The sequence below is a fragment of the Hymenobacter gelipurpurascens genome, assembly GCF_900187375.1.
GTDB lineage: Bacteria > Bacteroidota > Bacteroidia > Cytophagales > Hymenobacteraceae > Hymenobacter > Hymenobacter gelipurpurascens.
Window position 1 is genome coordinate 338,373 of record NZ_FYEW01000002.1, and the last position, 17,862, is coordinate 356,234.

General features: G+C 58.0%; 12 protein-coding genes. 8 read left to right on the top strand and 4 right to left on the bottom strand.

Annotated elements, in window-relative coordinates:
• Positions 1 to 15 precede the first annotated feature (15 nt).
• Both CFT68_RS13195 and CFT68_RS13200 read left to right on the top strand, forming a co-directional pair.
• Positions 16 to 3,009: a M1 family metallopeptidase gene (locus CFT68_RS13195; protein ID WP_088844025.1), complete on the top strand. Its 2,994-nt coding sequence runs from the start codon at positions 16 to 18 to the stop codon at positions 3,007 to 3,009.
• A 119-nt stretch (positions 3,010 to 3,128) separates the two neighbouring features.
• On the top strand, positions 3,129 to 3,740 hold the full coding sequence (locus tag CFT68_RS13200) for an inorganic diphosphatase (RefSeq protein ID WP_088844026.1): 612 nt from the start codon (positions 3,129 to 3,131) through the stop codon (positions 3,738 to 3,740).
• A 100-nt stretch (positions 3,741 to 3,840) separates the two neighbouring features.
• Here CFT68_RS13200 and CFT68_RS13205 read toward each other — a convergent pair whose 3' ends face one another.
• The gene (locus CFT68_RS13205) at positions 3,841 to 4,551 is read right to left on the bottom strand and encodes a DNA repair ATPase (protein WP_088844027.1); all 711 of its coding nucleotides are present in this window, start codon (positions 4,549 to 4,551) and stop codon (positions 3,841 to 3,843) included.
• A 285-nt stretch (positions 4,552 to 4,836) separates the two neighbouring features.
• On the opposite strand from CFT68_RS13205, the gene CFT68_RS13210 reads away from it, so the two are divergent.
• From CFT68_RS13210 to CFT68_RS13220, 3 genes are all read left to right on the top strand, one after another.
• Entirely contained in the window at positions 4,837 to 5,244 is a 408-nt protein-coding gene (locus CFT68_RS13210) for a 6-pyruvoyl trahydropterin synthase family protein (RefSeq protein WP_088844028.1), read from the top strand.
• Positions 5,237 to 5,917 (top strand): GTP cyclohydrolase I FolE, encoded by a 681-nt coding sequence (gene folE, locus CFT68_RS13215; RefSeq protein ID WP_088844029.1) that lies wholly within the window; start codon positions 5,237 to 5,239, stop codon positions 5,915 to 5,917. Before CFT68_RS13210 ends, folE begins: the two co-directional genes overlap by 8 nt.
• A gap of 222 nt (positions 5,918 to 6,139) precedes the next feature.
• Complete coding sequence (locus CFT68_RS13220) at positions 6,140 to 7,054, top strand: TIGR01777 family oxidoreductase (protein ID WP_088845078.1); 915 nt, start codon at positions 6,140 to 6,142, stop codon at positions 7,052 to 7,054.
• Between the two features lie 80 nt (positions 7,055 to 7,134).
• Here CFT68_RS13220 and CFT68_RS13225 read toward each other — a convergent pair whose 3' ends face one another.
• From CFT68_RS13225 to CFT68_RS13235, 3 genes are all read right to left on the bottom strand, one after another.
• The gene (locus CFT68_RS13225) at positions 7,135 to 9,510 is read right to left on the bottom strand and encodes a transglycosylase domain-containing protein (RefSeq protein ID WP_245815390.1); all 2,376 of its coding nucleotides are present in this window, start codon (positions 9,508 to 9,510) and stop codon (positions 7,135 to 7,137) included.
• Positions 9,511 to 9,869: 359 nt separating this feature from the next.
• A complete protein-coding gene (locus CFT68_RS13230) occupies positions 9,870 to 11,117 on the bottom strand; it encodes a sensor histidine kinase (protein ID WP_088844031.1) in 1,248 nt (415 codons plus the stop codon).
• Positions 11,114 to 11,791 carry a response regulator transcription factor gene (locus tag CFT68_RS13235; RefSeq protein WP_088844032.1) on the bottom strand — a complete coding sequence of 226 codons (678 nt, stop codon included), beginning with the start codon at positions 11,789 to 11,791 and terminating at the stop codon, positions 11,114 to 11,116. The genes CFT68_RS13230 and CFT68_RS13235 overlap by 4 nt, the downstream gene beginning before the upstream one ends.
• 166 nt (positions 11,792 to 11,957) lie before the next feature.
• Here CFT68_RS13235 and CFT68_RS13240 point away from each other — a divergent pair, with 166 nt between their 5' ends.
• The 3 genes from CFT68_RS13240 (at position 11,958) to CFT68_RS13250 (ending at position 17,612) form a co-directional block, all read left to right on the top strand.
• Complete coding sequence (locus CFT68_RS13240) at positions 11,958 to 13,268, top strand: TolC family protein (RefSeq protein ID WP_141106552.1); 1,311 nt, start codon at positions 11,958 to 11,960, stop codon at positions 13,266 to 13,268.
• 63 nt (positions 13,269 to 13,331) lie between these two features.
• Positions 13,332 to 14,282: an efflux RND transporter periplasmic adaptor subunit gene (locus tag CFT68_RS13245; RefSeq protein ID WP_170934795.1), complete on the top strand. Its 951-nt coding sequence runs from the start codon at positions 13,332 to 13,334 to the stop codon at positions 14,280 to 14,282.
• A 168-nt stretch (positions 14,283 to 14,450) separates the two neighbouring features.
• Positions 14,451 to 17,612: an efflux RND transporter permease subunit gene (locus tag CFT68_RS13250; protein ID WP_088844035.1), complete on the top strand. Its 3,162-nt coding sequence runs from the start codon at positions 14,451 to 14,453 to the stop codon at positions 17,610 to 17,612.
• Positions 17,613 to 17,862: the final 250 nt, after the last annotated feature.

Consider the following 17,862-nt stretch of genomic DNA (forward strand, 5'->3'; position numbering starts at 1 on the left):
CCCTTATTTATTAGCATGAAAAAACTAGTATCCGGTATTTGCCTGGCGTTTCTGCCGCTCTTGGCTACAGCGCAGAAAAAGCTGGTAGCAGCCAACTGGCAGCAGGAAACCAATTACTCTATCGATGTTGCGCTTAATGATCAACAGCACGTCCTGACGGGCCAGGAAGAGCTTACCTATGTCAACCATTCTCCGAGCGCGCTGCCCTACATCTGGTTTCATTTGTGGCCGAATGCGTACCGCGACAACAACACGGCTTTTGCTCGCCAGCAGTTGCGCAATGGCAGCCGCAAGTTTCAGTTTGCCAAACCCGAACAGCGAGGCTCTATTGATGGCCTTGACTTCAAAGTAAACGGCCAAGCTGCCCGTCTGGAATACGATGCCACCAGCCCCGACATGGCCAAGCTGGTATTGCCTAGGCCACTTGCCGCGGGCGATAGTATCGTCATCACGACACCTTTCCGGGTGAAGATTCCAGATTCCTTCTCGCGTTTTGGGCACGTAGACCAGAGCTACCAGATTACGCAGTGGTACCCCAAGCCGGCCGTGTACGATAGCAAAGGCTGGCACCAGATGCCGTATTTGGATCAGGGTGAATTTTTCTCGGAATTCGGGAAGTTTGATGTGCGTATTACGCTGCCCGCCAACTATACGGTAGGCGCTACCGGTGTACTGCAGAACCCCGACGAACAGCAGCGCCTCGACCAACTGGCTGCCGCTACGGCCCTGAAAAAAACGCAGAAAGATTTCGGCGACGATCTGAAGTTTCCAGCCTCAGCTGCTGAAACGAAAACCCTGCGCTATGTGCAGGACCGTGTGCACGACTTCGCCTGGTTTGCCGATAAGCGCTTTAACGTGCTGAAAGGAGGCGTCACGCTACCATCTGGACGGGCCGTGACCTCTTGGGTCATGTTCACGAACAAAGAGGCTGAGAAGTGGACAAAAGGCCTGCAGGATGTGAACGATGCCCTCACCTACTACTCCCAGTGGGTAGGCGAGTATCCGTATGCTTCTGCAACCGCCGTAGATGGCGCCCTGAGTGCCGGCTCCGGCATGGAATATCCCATGGTCACCGTCACGATGCCGAATGCTATTGTGCACGAGGTAGGCCACAACTGGTTCTATGGAATTCTGGCCTCTAATGAGCGCGAGTACCCTTGGATGGATGAAGGCGTGAATTCCTATGTGGAGAACCGGATTGCGGAGCGCGAGAACCCCATGGCAGGTCAGTTTGACTTTCTCATGAAGTCGCCGGGCTTGGCCAGCAAACTGGATGCCGATGGCCTGGACGCTACGGCCCTCAATCAGGTTCCCTATCAAGCCCTAGCAAGCCGCGGCCTCGATCAACCGGTGACTGGCCCCACTTCGGCGGCATATAGTAAGCTGAATTACGGGGTGGTAGTGTATGGCAAAACGGCTTCGTTGCTGAAGTATCTGGCCGGCTACCTGGGCCAGGAGAAGTTTGACGCAGCCATGCAGGCCTACTACCAGCGCTGGCAGTTCCGCCACCCCTACCCCCAAGATATGGAGGCGGTGTTTGAGGAAGTAAGCGGTCAGAAGCTCGACTGGTTTTTTAAGGACATGCTGACGGGCCGGACGCACTACGATGCCACTGTTTCGGATATTCTGGTGCAGGATCAGCAGGTGAAAGTGCTGGTGCGCAACGATGTTCCGGCTCCTTTTGCTGTGCCGGTTGCTACCCTCGATGCACAAGGCAAAGTGCTCCAAACGCAATGGACGCCCGTATTTGGCAGCTCCAAAGACGATGAGAACGATGAAGTACAGCTCAACTTCCGGCGCGAAGGTGTGGCTTCCGTTGTCGTTGACCCCGGCTACCTTACGCCCGAGCTCAACCGCCGCGACGACCACATCAACCTCACCGGTTCATTCCGGACCTGGGAGCCGCTGCATATCCGGCCGCTGGCCAGCATTGAGCGCTGGGACCGAAGCACCATCAACTGGCTGCCGGTTCTGGGCGCCAATACCTCCGATAAGTTTATGCTTGGGGCGGCGTTCTACAACAACCTGATAGCACCCAAAAAGCTTAACTTTCTGGTGATGCCGATGTATAGCTTTAACCGGAAAGAGCTGAATGGTATCGGCAACCTGAGCCTGAATGTGCTGCCCCAGCGTGGCTCACGGCAACTGCTGACCGGCGTATTGGTACAGCGCTTCGAGCGCTACCGTAAGCTGGAGCCTAGCATTACCCTTCTCCTCCCTCACTCTGCCTTCGATCGGCCTCAGCATACGCTGAAAGGCGCCCTAACATACATTCGGGATGAGGACCAGAACCGTACCAGCAACATCCAGACGCTGGAGTACCGTGTGCATCATGGCAACGCGCTTCAGGAGTGGTCGGCGCATGTAGAACTGAACCATTTTATTCCTTCACAGGCCGAGGATAACCCTTCGAGTGAGGCAACCCTGCTGCGGGCCACGGCTACGTATGGCCGCTACTATTCGGCCAAGAAGCAAGTGCGCGCCCGCCTATTCGGCGGCCGGTTCCTGCAGTCGTCTACTTTCACAGAGTACTACATGGGCCTAAGCGGCAGCCCTGACTATCGTCGCCAGACAGCTTTCCTGGACCGTCAGCAGATTTCGGATACCTATACCGCTCAGTTTCATCAAACCGATGACCGGGATGGCGCTTTTAAGAGCTACGTACCTACGCAAGGTGGCCTACAGACGAGCAGCCAACGTTGGCTGAGCACGCTGGGCCTGGAAGCTGACTTGCCCATAACCAGCCTAGCGGTATTTGCTGACTTTGGCGCTACCAAGGAGTTCAACACTATTTATAGCTCGCGGGGAGGCCAACGCCTGTACTACGATGCCGGCTTGGTACTGCCGCTGTTCAAAAACGTCTTCCGTCTGTACTTGCCAGTAGCTGGCTCTCAGTATGAGAATGGCCTGCCCAACAGTCGCAAAGATTTCACCGACCGGATTCGCTTTGTGCTGCACCTGGAGCAGCTGAACCCCTTCCGGCTGCTGGATGAGCAACTGGCCCAGTAGGCCTGTTAGCTGACGAAAATTAAGTTACTTGGCCTTCCGGGCTGAGTAAGGAAGTGGCCCAGACAGTGGCCTACTCCTTACTCGGTCCGGAAGCCCTGTTTTACCCCTAGCTACTGCTCATGCGTGTCTCCAATTTGCTGCTTGCCTCTCTGCTTAGTGGCCTAGGCCTGTTGGCAAGCTGCCGCACTGATTACACGGATCTGCCCACTTTCTCCAAGGAGCGCCATCTGCTACAGATGGTGGTAGAAGTACCAGCCGGTACCAACCACGAGCAACGCTACAGCCCGGCTACGCATAGCTTTCAGCCATTGCAACAAGCCGGAGTGGAGCGGATGGTAGAATTTTTGCCCTTCCCCGGCAATTACGGCTTCATTCCGGGCACGCGTGTGGCCACTGCCGGCGTCAATATTGCGGCTGATCAACCTTTGCCGGTACTTGTGCTGGCGGAAAGCGAGGCGGCTGGTACTGTTACGGAAGTGCTGCCGCTGGCCATGCTGCTACTGGACATTGACGGCACCTTGGAGCAGATAGTAGTTGCGGTGCCGGCCCGGCCCGGTCAGCGCATTCTGCCCGATGTTACGGATTGGGCCACGCTTAGGCGGCGGTATCCGGCGGTGCGCCAGTCGCTAGGCCTGTGGTTTCAGCACCGCAACTTGCCTAAGCCAGTGCGCATAGCCGGCTGGAAAGACGAGAAATACGCCGAGCAGCAGATTCGGGCGCAGATGCAATAAGAGAGGCTACTAGGCCAGTAGTCAAATGGCTTAAAACGCAAAAAGCCCCGCCGGTGCATACCGGCGGGGCTTTTTATTGAGTTTGAGACTAACTCAGGAACTACTCAATCTTGTTCATGCGCTCTTTTACGGCTTCCAGAGCCACACGCATGTTCACAATGTCGGCACGGGCAGCTTCCTGCTCTTTCAGGTTCATGTCCACCATGTTGTTGTACTGAAGCAACTCGGCAGCATTCTGAGCCAGCTGCTGCTGAATCTCAGCCTTCTTGGCTTTGTTCTTCTCGATGTCCTTCTTGATAGCATCACCTTTGGCGATTACCGCATTGTGGTTGTTCTGCGACGACATCAGGCCTTTTTCAGCCTCAGAAACCTGGATAGCCAAGTCTTCGCGGTACAGCATGCGAGCGAAATCCTTCAGGTAGCCTTCAGCCGACTTCCACTGCACGGGAGTAGCATCTTTGCTCAGATAAGCGTTGCCCAAGTCAATTGACCACCAAATGGTAGTGCCGGTTGGAACAGCGTCAACTTTGCTGATTACGCGCACTGGCGTTTTGGCAATGGCTTCAATCACGACGCCATCCATAGTGTAGATGCCTTTGTCGGATTTTACCTTGCTGCCGAACTCTGCGTCGAGCTTCTTTTTCCAAGAATCTTCAACGCGTTTGCTGTCGAGCTGCACCGAAACACGCTGGCCTTTACGCGGAATGCCCTTGATGGCCATGTCCGTTTCGTCCACGGGCGACTTTTGCGCGTAGCTAGTCACCGATAGTACAAATACCAGCAGTAAAGAAAGGAGTACGCCTCGTTTCATATAGTATGGAATGTGTTGAAAAGAAATGATTTACAGGTTGAATCGGTTTGTATCTAGGAATCCGACTCATCAAATTTAAATAGACTCGCAGCCATCTTTGCATGCCCTAGATTGTTTTTTTTGAAGAATTGACCTTTTTGTTGAATAATTCATATAGAGTATTATTTAACTACCATAAAACATATATTTTCCTCTATAAATAAGAGATTCTATACTTTCATTCGCTTCAATTTTCTTCTTTGGAGAGTGCAAACAAAAGCAACTCCATGGGGTTTCAACTCGACTATGCAAGTTACCATCTGCCGAAAGGAGCACTTTAATGCGGCTCACCGTTTGCACAACCCCGCCTGGAGCGATGAGCAGAACCAGCGCGTGTTTGGCAAATGCAATAACCCTCATTATCACGGACATAACTACGAGTTGATTGTGCGCCTCACCGGCCCGATTGATCCGGATACGGGCTATGTCTATGATATGAAGCGGCTCAGCGACCTGATGAAACGTGAGATTCTGGATACCTTTGACCACCGCAATCTTAATCTGGACACAGAAGACTTTCGGAACTTGAACCCCACGGCGGAGAATATTGCCGTGGTCATCTGGAATCGGCTGCGGCCCCACTTGGCAGCACACCTAGGCCTATCGGTCACGCTGTATGAGACCGAACGCAATTTTGTAGAATACCATGGATAACCTAGTGCCCGCGGCCTCTGCTGCGGAAGGTGCAACTCCGGCCACCGATGGACATCTGGCGCCGTCGCTCCGCACCCCCCTCCGCCCCGACGCCTTCGTCCTCAGCGATGAAGAAAAGATTGACACGATTGCCGGGCATTTCCGGGAAATCATGGACGTGCTGGGGCTCGACCTCACCGACGACAGCCTGAGCGGCACGCCCAAGCGGGTGGCTAAAATGTATGTGCAGGAGTGGTTCCGGGGCCTCAACCCCGAGCACCGTCCCGACGTGAAGCTATTCGAGAACCGCTACCAGTACGAAAACATGCTGGTGGAGCGCGACATTACGCTGTTCTCGTGCTGTGAGCACCACTTTGTGCCCATCATCGGTAAAGCACACGTGGCGTACTTGCCCGGTGAGCATGTGGTAGGCCTCTCCAAACTCAACCGGGTAGTGCAATACTACGCGCGGCGCCCCCAGGTGCAGGAACGCCTTACCCGACAGATTGCGGAGGAGTTGAAACAAACGTTGCACACGGATAATGTGGCCGTCCTCATCGAAGCCGACCACCTGTGCGTGATGAGCCGCGGCGTGAATGACACCAGCAGCGGCACCCTCACGGCCGAATACGGCGGCGTGTTTAAGGATGATAGTGGCCTACGCCAGGAATTTCTGCGTCTGATCGGCAAATAGCCCTCCCGCAGTATACGGCTGGCTGCGTGTGCCGGGGCGCCGGTTGCCCTTAGGTGCCTGCGCCAGTGGCCTACGCGCTTTTAGGTGCTAGGCCACTGCTTGGCTGTGCATAATTATTCTGTTGCGAGTTGTCAGTTGCCTGCTAGCTTGCACCCTCGATCCTACTTTTTGCTGCGGCGCTGCTTTACCAGCGCCCAGCACTACTCCTGGCAACTCAAGAAAATGTCCCGCAAAGTTCTTATTACCGGTGGTACCGGCCTGATTGGCACTCGGCTCGCCGAAATGCTCATTGATGCCGGCTACGAAGTGGCTTTGCTTAGCCGCCAGCCCGGTACCTCGCGCTACCGTGGTTTCCGCTGGGATCCGCAGGCCGGTTCCATTGATGAAGCCGCCGTCACGTACGCCGACTACATTATTAACTTGGCCGGCAGCAGCGTATCGGATGGTAAATGGACGAATGAGCGCAAGCGCGATATCCTTTCCAGCCGCTTAGCCGGGACAGAGCTGATTGCCCGCGAGCTGGCCAAAGGCAACCACCATGTGCGTGCGTTCATCTCGGCATCAGCCATTGGTATTTATGGCGACCAGGATGACAAGGTGGTGAACGAGCAAAGCCCACCGGCTGCCAACGATTTCCTGGCCGATGTCTGTCAGAAGTGGGAGGCTGCGGCCCAGAGCGTCGCCCAGAACGATATCCGAACTGCCATTTTCCGTATCGGCATTGTGCTGAGTCCTGATGGGGGTGCGCTGGTACCCTTAGCTCGCGTGGTGAAGATGATGGCCGGCGCGCCACTGGGTACCGGTCGGCAGTATATGTCCTGGATTCATCTCGATGACCTGTGCCGCCTCCTGATTCAGGCCCTGGAAGAGCCCAAGTGGGAAGGCACATACAACGCCGTATCGCCCAATCCCGTCACCAACAAAGACTTTACCGAAACTCTGGCTGGCGTGCTGCATCGCCCATTGGTGCTACCCAAAGTTCCGGAGTTTGGCCTGAAGCTCATGATGGGCGAGATGAGCGAAATTGTGCTGGCCTCGCAACGGGTCAGCGCTGAGAAGGTACTGAAGCAGGGCTTTGAATTTGAATACCCTACGCTGAAAGTAGCCCTGGAATCCTTCTACGGCGAAGAGGTCTAGGCCACTCTTAAAGTAAAAAGCCCTCTGCTTACGTAAGCAGAGGGCTTTTTTGTGATCTTACCAAGGCCTGGGCTTCTTGGCTATTTCAGGCTATCGGGCACTGGCACGGTGCCATTGTTGAGGTTCTCCAGCAGGTTATCAACCACGATAGAATCTACCGCTTCTACGCGCCGGCGCCGCGGCTCTTCCGTGATGCAGTTATACTTCTTATTGATTTTGACGGTAGCCTGCGGGAACGGACCCATCGTGATGCCCAGGTCCGGGTCGCGGTACACCTTCTCCATGTACTTGCCGAAAATGGGTAGCGCCATGCGCCCACCTTCGCCCTGCTGGGAGCCCTGAAAGTGAATGCTGCGGTCTTCACCGCCCACCCAAACACCCGTTACCAAATCCTTCGTGACGCCCATGTACCACCCGTCGGAGTAGTTGCTGGTGGTGCCGGTTTTGCCCCCGATCTGGTTGTTTTTCCGCCACAGCTCGTAGTCCCAGAGGGCTTGCGAAGTTCCGCCGGGCTCCTCCATACCGCCGCGCAGCATGTACAGCATCAGCCAGGCCGTTTCGGTGGGGATTACGCGCTTCTGCTGGGGGTCAAACTGCTTGATGACGTTGCCGTTCTGGTCTTCGATGCGTGTGATGAGCATGGGTTCGGGCCGGAAGCCCTGGTTCACGAACGTGCTGTAGGCGTTCACCATTTCATACACGCTTACGTCGCCACCGGAGCCTAGGCCTATGCTGGGTACCGGTAGCAGCTTGCTCCGGATGCCGACTTTGTGCGCATACTTGGCCACGTTGTCCCACCCGACTTTCTCGGTGAGCTGGGCCGTCACGGAGTTCACGGAGCGCGCCATGGCGTAGCGCAGGGTCATGTTCATGCCGGTGTACTCGCGGGTCACGTTGTCGGGCTGCCACTCCATCGGCTTGCCGTCCTCGATGTAGTTGATGGTGACGCGCTTATCCTGTATCCGGTCGCAGGGCGTGTAGCCGTTGTCGAGGGCGGTGAGGTACACAAAGGGCTTGAAGGTAGAGCCCGCCTGGCGCTTGCCCTGCTTTACGTGGTCGTACTGGAAAAACTTGTAGTCTAGGCCACCTACCCACGCCTTGATCTGGCCCGTGAAGGGGTCCATGGTCATCATTCCCGCGTGCAGGAAGTGCTTGTAGTATGCTAAGGAATCAAGCGGAGAAAGCTCCAAAGAATCCACGCCGTCGCCTTTCCAAGTGAACACGGCCATCTTGCGTTTGCGGTGCAAGGCGGCTTCCAGTTCCTCGGGCCGGCCTTTGTAGCGCTCGGCCAGTTCTTTGTACTGCTCCGTGCGCTTGATCTGGGTTTCGATGAAATTAGGAATCTCCTTGCCCTTCTCATCTACCCACGGGTTTTGGTCGCGGTTGCGCCAGAAGTTATCAAACTGCCGCTGCAGCGTTTTCATGCGCTCATGCACCGCTTCCTCGGCATAGGTCTGCATGCGCGAGTCGAGGGTGGTGTAGATGCGTAAGCCATCCCGGTACATATCGTAACCGTTCTCTTTGCACCAGTCCGATACCTGCTGGCTGATGGCGCCTCGGAAGTAGTTCTCCGGCCCATCGACGTGCTTTTCAACCTGGTAGCGAAGCCCAAGCGGGCGAGCCTGATACTCCTGCACCTGCGCTGGAGTTAAATAGCCAGCCTGGCCCATGCGCGTGAGCACGAGGTTGCGCCGGCGCATGGCAGCCTCCGGATGGAAGCGGGCGTTGTAGGCTGTGGGGGCATTCACGGCTCCAATGAGCATGGCGGCCTGCTCGGGCTGCAGGCTGTCGGGCGAGGTGCTGAAAAACGTTTTAGAGGCTACCTTAATACCGAAAGAACTGGACCCATAATCCACGGTATTGAGGTAGAGGCGCAGGATTTCATCCTTGGTGTAGCGCCGCTCCAGCTCCACGCTGGTCAGCCATTCTTTGGTCTTGCTGATGACGGTACCCAGCAACGGAATGTGGCCTAGGCCGCCGGTATTTTCATCGCGGCGGGTTTTATAGAGGTTTTTGGCCAGCTGCTGCGTGATGGTAGAGCCGCCACCGCTGCCGCCGCGCACCACGCCAGCCACGGCGCGGGCAATGGCGGTAGCATCAATGCCGGAATGGTCGTAGTAGCGTACGTCCTCAGTGGCAATAAGCGCCTTGGTCAGCCAGGGCGACATCTCATTGAGCCGCACTGGGTAGCGGTTTTCGCGGAAGTAGCGGCCCATCAGTACGCCATCGGCTGTATACACCTCGGAGGGTTGCTCCACCTTGGGGTTTTCCAGCTCCTCCAGGCTCGGCGACTTGCCAAACAGGAACAGGAAGTTCATGCTGACTAGGATAGGATAGAGCAGAAAAACGCCCAGGCCTACCACGAAAAATCCCCACAGGGTACGCGAAAGAATGTTAGGCCACCTCCGGGCGGGCCGGGTGGGTGAAACTTGTTTTGGAGAGTCGGGTGCGGACATGCAGAGCTCAGTGAGACGAGCGAAACCGGCAAAACCGTTTTCGGAGCCGCAAATATACCAGTTGAACGCGGCCCAACGGCTACGGCTCAGCTGCTAACACGCAGCCCCCTACGAAGAACCGTCTTCATACCCAGCTGATTTATCGGTTAAAGCAGTTCTCCGGATGGTTTGCCGGCTGTCGTATGGAATAACGCGAAGCTCCCGTTTCCACGTATCATCGCCCGACTGGCCTAGGCGGTCAGGTTCAACGAAACGCGAAGCGGGAGCTTCGTGCTACAGCAGCATTAGATGCGCTATAAGTGGCTTGACACGTCTGAAACCTGAGCTGCTTTTGGCTGTGGCAGATAGTATGGGGCTTTTCAGAATCGCACCTGCAGGGTGTGCAGCGCTTCGTTCTCGTCAAACAAGTAAGTCAGCTGAAAGCCATAGTACGTGCAGATCTGGTGCACGATGGACAGGCCTAGCCCCGGCGAATCGGAGGCGGCGTTGTGCTTGCGGAAACGCTCCAGCAGCAGCATAGGGTCAGAGGCGAGGCGGGGTCCGGTGTTGGTGACCGACAGGCCAGTCGGGCTGAGATGTACGCGCAGTTTGCCGCCCCGGTGATTGTGCTTCACGGCATTCTGCAGCAGATTTCCCACCAAAGAATCGGCCAGGGCGGGGTGCATCTGGCGCACTACGCGTTCCGTCAGCACTACTTCAGGCACCAGCTCCTTGGCCTCCCAGAAATCCTGCAACTGTTGGAGCTTTTCGCGTACTACGCCATCAAGCGGCAGCGCCACAGCTCCCGAAAACTGCCGGTTCTCAATTTTACTCAGCAGCGTAAGCGCCTGATGCAGACGGGAAAGGCGGAGTGTGGCTTTATAGAGTTCATGCACTGAAGTAGCGGCTGTTTCGGGTAGCTCCGGCAGCTGGAGCAACTGTTCCAGTTGCGCCTGCATGATGGCCAGGGGCGTCTGGGTTTCGTGGGCCGCATTTTCGGTGAATTCCTTCAGCGCCCGGTAGTCGGCAGCCACGCGCTGGGTGAGCTGGGTTACGGCTTGGTTAAGCTCACTGAACTCATCGATGGGCGTAACGGGCAGCTCCAGCGACTGCGGCTGCTGGAGCTGGTAGCCGCGCAACGACCCTAGCGTCCGCTGGAACGGCGCCCACAGCCACCGCGACAGCCACCGATTCAGGAGCACCAGGCTTCCAAATAAGAGGAGCATGACCGTCAGCATTACCACCAGCACCACTTCCAGCACGTCCTCCGTTTCAATGAGCGACTTGCGCAGTGTCAGCCAATACTTTGTATGCTGCACCTGCACCGGAAACGACACTTCCCGGAAGGGCACCTGGGTTTGCTCTACGGGGTCGAACAGGAGCGTATCGGAGAGGCCGGCGGGGTGCGGTTTCCGGCGGATGGTCAGCTCCAGCGGGTTGGTTACGGCCGGAATCTGGCCCGTTTCTTTGATTTGTTTCGTCAGGTAGGCCTGATGTAATAAAAGCTGCTCATCCACCTCATGCGCCAACGCCCGCTGAATACCCGCATACAGCAGCCCCGTACCCAGCAGGAACAGTATGGTGGCCAGGGCTAGGTAGTAGCGGTTGGTGGTAGTGAGCAGCTTCACTCGGTTTCCAGCTTGTAGCCTAGGCCGTACACGGTTCTGATGTAGTTATCGGCGCCCAGCTCCTGCAGCTTCTTGCGCAGGTTTTTGAGGTGGGTGTAAATAAAGTCGAAAGAATCGGCGGCGTCGGCAGCATCGCCCCACAGGTGCTCCGCAATAGCCTCTTTGGTGAGCAGGCGGTTCGGGTTGGCCAGCAGAAACAGCAGCAGCTCATACTCTTTGCGGGTGAGCGTAACGGGCTGCTCCTTCACCAGCACCAGGGCCTGATCGGGGAAAACCGTCAGGTCGCGGAAGGCCAGATGGCGCTGCCCCTGAAACTGCCGCCGCCGCAGTATGGAGCGCAGGCGGGCGTTGAGCTCGGCCAGGTGAAAGGGCTTCTGTAGGTAGTCATCGGCGCCAAGCTCCAGGCCCTGCACCTTGTCATCGAGAGAGCCGCGGGCCGAAATGATGAGCACTCCTGCTGCAGAGCTATCGGCCTTAAGCGTCCGGACCAGGTCCAGCCCCGAGCCATCCGGGAGCGTCAGATCAACCAGCACACAGTCATATTGATAAAGCTTGATCCGCTCGTGGGCCTGCTGATAATTTTCGGCGGTTTCGCACACGTAGCCATCGTGGCGCAGGTATTCCAGCAGCGTGTTGCGCAGCGGAGCTTCGTCTTCAACAATAAGGACTTTCACAGAGGGGAAGGTAAGTGCTAGCAGGTAGCAGTAGCGGAGTTGTCGGCAAATAGGCGGCAGAATCTGAAGATAATCTGGAGCTACTGGCCAAAGCAGCCGAGCTAACTTCAAGATTTCCTCAGAATTACCGACCTTCTTTGTCCCGCTCATCTACTGTCTTGCTGCCTTGCTCCCTCCTCGTTTTACTACGTTCCGCCCCCTCAGACGTTGGGTACTACTCGTCGGGTGCTGCCTGCTGACCAGCGGTCAGCTTCGGGCCCAAGTGCCTGGTGAGCTGCGGACGCTGGAAGAGTTTCTGGCCCTGGCCCGCAGCACCAGCCCCATGCTGCGCGACTACGCCGGCCAAGTGTCGCAGAACCGCATTGACATCCTTATCCGTGGGGCCCAGCAGCGGCCCCAGGTGGTGGGAACCGGCGCGGCGGTAGCAGCGCCCATTATCGGGAGGCGGGCGAATGGCGAAGGTGGCCTAGGCTATGATGAGGCCGTATCGAACGGAGGAAACTATGCGGCCGTGGCCAGCGCCAGCCAACCTATTTTCAATAGCCCCGTGCTGCGCAACGATTACCGCATTCTGGAAAGCCAGGGACTGGTGCTGCGTAATACCCGCCAGCTGGCCGGCCTCGATTTGCGCCGCAGCATCACGGACCAGTTTCTGACGGCCTTCGCCGCCGAGCAGCAATGGACCTACAACCAGAGCCTATTGCGGCAGCTACGGCAGCAAGATGGGCAATTGCGCCAGCTGGTGAATGCCGGTGTGTACAAGCAAACCCAGTATCTGGCTTTCTATGCCTCCGTCCGGAATCAGGAGGTAAGCACCCAGCAAGCCCGCCTTACCTACCGCCGCGAGCTGGGCACCCTGCGCTACCTGGCCGGCGCCTCTGATACCGCTCTTGTGCGGCTGCAGGCACCCAACCCGCCCACACACCGCGCTCTGGCCGGCCTCGGCTCCATCACCCAGCGCCAATACCAGCTCGATAGCCTCCGCCTGCGCCTCGACCGGGAAGCGGTGGATTTGCGTTACCGGCCGCAGCTGAGCTGGGTGCTTGATGCAGGCCTACAATCGTCGAGGGCGGCGCCGGTGTACCTGGGGCGTAGCTTTGGCTTTAGTGGTGGCCTAGCCCTTTCAATGCCCATTTTTGACGGGCATCAGCGCCAGCTCAACTACGCCCGAATTGAGCTATCGGAGCAAACGCGGGTGGCCTACCGAACTTTTCTTACTACTCAGCGCCGCCAGCAATATCAGCAGCTGGAGGGCCTGACCCGCGAGTCGGACCAGTTGATTGCCACCATTCGGGAGCAGCTGCGCATTGCGGCGGCCCTCGTAGATGCCGGCCGCCAGCAGCTCACCACCGGCGACATTACCATTCTGGATTATCTGCAGCTGGTCAGCAGCTACCGGGGCTTCCAATTCAGCCTGACCCAAGCCGAAACGGAGCGCCTGCGCAACCTGTATGCCCTTGATTACCTAGGCGAATAAAGTGGCCTAGCGGGTCGCTGTTCTCTGATTTTCAAACCAATGAATCACCCTTTCTTTAGCTCGTTGTCTCGTTCCCTCACCCGCTCCCAGTGGGCTGTAGGCCTGTTGCTGCTGGTGCTGTGTACGCAGTGCCAAGGCCCCGATTCTGCCGCGGCGGAAGAAGATACCGGCGAAGAAGAAATTAAAGCGCGGGCGGCCGTCACGGTAGGCCACCTCCAGACCGATACGGTGACGGATATTCTGCACCTGACGGGCCTGACGGCCTACCCCGCCAAGGATGTGCTGCGGGCTACCACCACCGGCTACATAATGGCGCCGGCGCCCGTACCCGGCCAGCAGGTGGGCGCTGGGCAAACCGTCTTTACAATGCAAACCAAGGAGTCGCGCACGCTCCACCTTGATAAGCTTACCGGCGACCCAAAGCTGCGTTTCAGCGGCATTATCCGCATCAGCAGCCCCCGGGCCGGCGTAATGGCTACCGTGGATAAACTGGCCGGCGATTATGTGCAGGATGGCGAGCAGCTGGGCACCGTGTATGACCAGTCGCGCTTTGGCTTTGTGCTCGATGTGCCCGTGACCCAGCTGCGCTACGTGCACACGGGGCAGCGCTGCCGCATCACGCTACCCGATGGCCGGGTGCTGCCCGGCCAGGTGGCGGAACCGCTGCCTGCCGCCGATGTGAGCATCCAGACCCAGCGCTACACCCTCAAGCCCCTCGGGAAAGTGCCGCCCCTCCCCGAAAACCTGACCGTCACGATTGACCTCGATAAATCGGCACCGCAGGTGGCCGGCACCCTCCCCCGCGAGGCCGTACTCACCGACGAAACCCAAACCAGCTTCTGGGTGATGCGCCTGCTCAATGACAGCACCGCCGTGAAGGTGCCGGTAAAGACTGGCGCCGAGCAGAACGGCCGCATCGTTATCCAAAGCCCTGCTTTCTCGCCGAAAGACCGCATTGTCCTGACCGGCAACTACGGCCTCGACGACACGGCCGCCGTGCAACTCAGCCGGTAGGGCAGCTGCAAAAAGACCGTCATGCTGAGCGAAGTTGAAGCATCTCTACCTCTGGCGAACTGTTGGCCTAGCAACGATGCAACGAAGCGGTAGAGATGCTTCGACTTCGCTCAGCATGACGGTCAATTAGCATGAGATCAATTAGAACATCCCTCCTCCCATCCCGCAATGCGCAACTCCATTTTTGAAGCTTACAAAGCCCCGATAGCGGTAGTGCTGGCCCTGGCCCTGGGGCTGGGTGTACTGGCCTACCGCCGTATTTCGGTGGCGCTGTTTCCGGAGGTGACGTTCCCAAAGGTGAAGGTTATTGCCGATAATGGCCTGCAGCCCGTCAATAGGATGATGGTGACGGTGACCAAGCCCATGGAGGATGCCATGAAGCAGGTGCCGGGCCTCACGCTGCTGCGCTCCACCACCAGCCGTGGCAGCTGCGAAATATCGGCTTACCTCGATTGGAATGCCGATGTGGTTCGGAGCCAGCAAACCATTGAGTCGCGGCTGAACCAGATTCGAAACGACCTGCCGCCGGGCACGCAAATCAGTGTAGAGCGCATGAATCCGGCTATTTTGCCCGTAATGGGTTACACCCTGGAAGGGCCGGGCCGCTCGGCGTTGGAGCTGCGCCGCCTGGCACTCTACACCGTGAAGCCCTTTATTTCGCAGGTAGATGGCGTGTCGGCGGTGCAGATTCAGGGCGGGCGCACCAAGGAGTTTGAGGTGGAGCTGGTGCCCGACCAATTGGCGGCTCTGAACCTGACGCCCAATGACGTGAGCACCATGCTGGGCCAGACCAACTTCGTGCAATCGAACGGCTACCTCTCCGACTACCGGCGCCTCTACCTTACCGTCACGGATGCCACCATTACTAGTCGCCAAGATGTAGAAAACGTGGTGCTGCGCAATGATGGGCGCCGCATTGTGCGCCTGGCCGATGTAGCCACGGTGCGCGTAGGCGAGCAACCCGAGTACACCCGCGTAAATGCCAACGGCCACGATGCGGTGCTTATCGGCGTACTGCGTCAGCCCGATGCCAACGTGGTGGAAGTGGCAGCGGGCGTACGGGCCAAAATCAAAACCCTGCAGGCAGGCCTACCACGCGGCATTCGCCTCGCACCGTACTACGACCAGTCGGATTTCGTGAGCGAAGTGGTGCGCTCCGTGCAGGATTCCCTCTGGATTGGCCTGGCGCTGGCGCTGCTGGTTACCACGCTGTTTCTGCGGTCGGCGCGGGCCTCGCTCACTATTCTACTGGCTATTCCGCTGGCACTGGCCCTCACGCTTTCCGTGCTGTATTTCGGGCTGAACTACTCCTTCAACATCATGACGCTGGGCGCCATAGCCGCCGCCATCGGCCTGATGATTGACGACGCGGTGGTAATGGTGGAACAGCTGCACCGCGTGGGCGAGGAACACCCCAATGCCTCTACCCCAGAGGTGGTGGCCCGCTCGGTGCAGCACCTGCTGCCCGCCCTCATCGGTTCTTCGCTGAGTACTATCGTCATCTTTCTGCCCTTCGTACTGCTGGGCGGCGTGGCCGGGGCCTATTTCAACGTGCTGGCTACTACTATGGTAGTGGCGTTGCTGTGCTCCTTCGTGGTGGCGTGGCTAGGCCTGCCGGTGCTCTACCTGCTGCTCACCCAGCTAGGCCTGGGCCAGCCCAAAGAAGCGCGCACCAAAGACCGCATTGATCGGCCCGAGCCCGTCCCGACTGATTCGCCGGCGTTGCTGGTGGAGCAACCGGAAGGGGTGCTTATTGATGAAGCCGCCGACCCGGGCCTGACGGATGCAGCTCACCACGAAATTCCGTGGGTGCGCTCGGTTATCCGGCATCCGGCGTACTCGGTGGTGGGCGTGGCGGTGCTGGTGGCCCTGATGTGGTTTATCATTCCGCGCCTGGCCACCGGTTTTCTGCCTGAGATGGATGAGGGCGCCATTGTGCTCGACTACAACTCGCCACCGGGCACCTCGCTCCAGGAAACCGACCGGATGCTGCGCCAAGCTGAGAAGCTGATTGTGAAAGTGCCGGAAGTGGCCAGCTACTCACGCCGGACGGGCACTCAAATGGGCTTTTTCATCACCGAGCCCAATAGTGGCGACTACCTCATTCGGCTCAAAACCGACCGCAGCCGCACCACCGACGAGGTAATTGATGACATTCGGCAGCGCATCGAAAGCTCCCAGCCAGCCCTGGTGATTGACTTCGGCCAGGTTATCGGGGATATGCTGGGGGACTTGATGAGCACTGTGCAGCCCATTGAAATCAAGCTCTTTGGTCCGAATGCGGCTACCCGCTACGGCCTGGCAGAGAAGGTGGCCGGCATCGTGGAAAATACGCCGGGCACCGCCGATGTATTCGACGGCATTGTGCGCGTGGGACCTTCCATTGATGTGCGCCCCGACCCGCGCCGCCTGGCACAATTCGGCATTACGGGCACCGATTTTCAGGCCCAGCTCCAAACGCAACTGGAGGGCGTGGTAGCGGGCAATGTGCTGGAAGGTGAACAGCTGCTGAACATCCGGCTGCGCTACCCGCAGGCCAACACCATCAGCCTGCAGCAGGTACGGCAGCAGCCCATTTTCCTGCCCAACGGCCAGCGCCGCCGCCTCGATGAGCTGGCCGTGGTCACGGTGTCGGCCGGCGACGCGGAGCTGGAGCGGGAGAACCTGCAGGCCATGACGGCTATTACGGCCCGCCTGAACGGCCGCGACCTAGGCTCGGCCATGAGCGAAATCCGCCAGAAGCTCGACCGCGACCTGCCCCTGCCTCCCGGCTACTTTATTCAGTTCGGGGGTTCGTATGCCGAGCAGCAGCAGTCGTTTCAGGAGCTGCTCACCATTCTGGTGTCGGCGTGCCTGCTGGTATTCGCCGTAGGCCTGTTCCTGTTTCGCGATTTGAAAGCGGCGGCCCTGATTCTGCTGGTGGCCGTGCTGGGCCCGGCCGGAGGTAGTCTGGCATTGTATCTGACGAACACGCCCCTGAACGTAGGCTCCTACACCGGCCTGATTATGGTGGTCGGCATCATTGGCGAAAACGCCATCTTCACCCTACAGCAGTTCAATGATGCGCGCCGAAGTGCCCCCGTAGAGCAGGCCATCGGCTACGCTATTGCGGCCCGCCTGCGCCCCAAGCTCATGACGGCGCTATCGGCCATTGCCGCCCTGCTGCCGCTTGCGCTGGGCATCGGGGCCGGCGCGCAGCTGCATCAGCCGCTGGCCATTGCCGTAATTGGCGGGCTGCTGCTGGCGCTGCCCCTGCTGCTCGTAGTACTGCCGAGCTTGCTGCGCCTGGCCTACCGGCGGAAAGATGAGAAGATGCTGGTAGTGGCCTAGGAAACCTTTGACTTGCGGATTCAACAAAAAGCCCGGTGCCTGACAGATAAATTTCTGCCGGGCACCGGGCTTTTACTTATACGACTTATAGCTGTTTCACGAACCCTATACCTGTCGAGACGCGGCACTTCGCTTCTCCTCATTGCTGAGGGTATTTATCTCGCAGCGTTCTGGGCCAGCCCTGCAACGACGATACGCGAAGTGTTGCGTCTCTACGTCGTATGAAGACTTAAAAACTAGCTCAAACAGG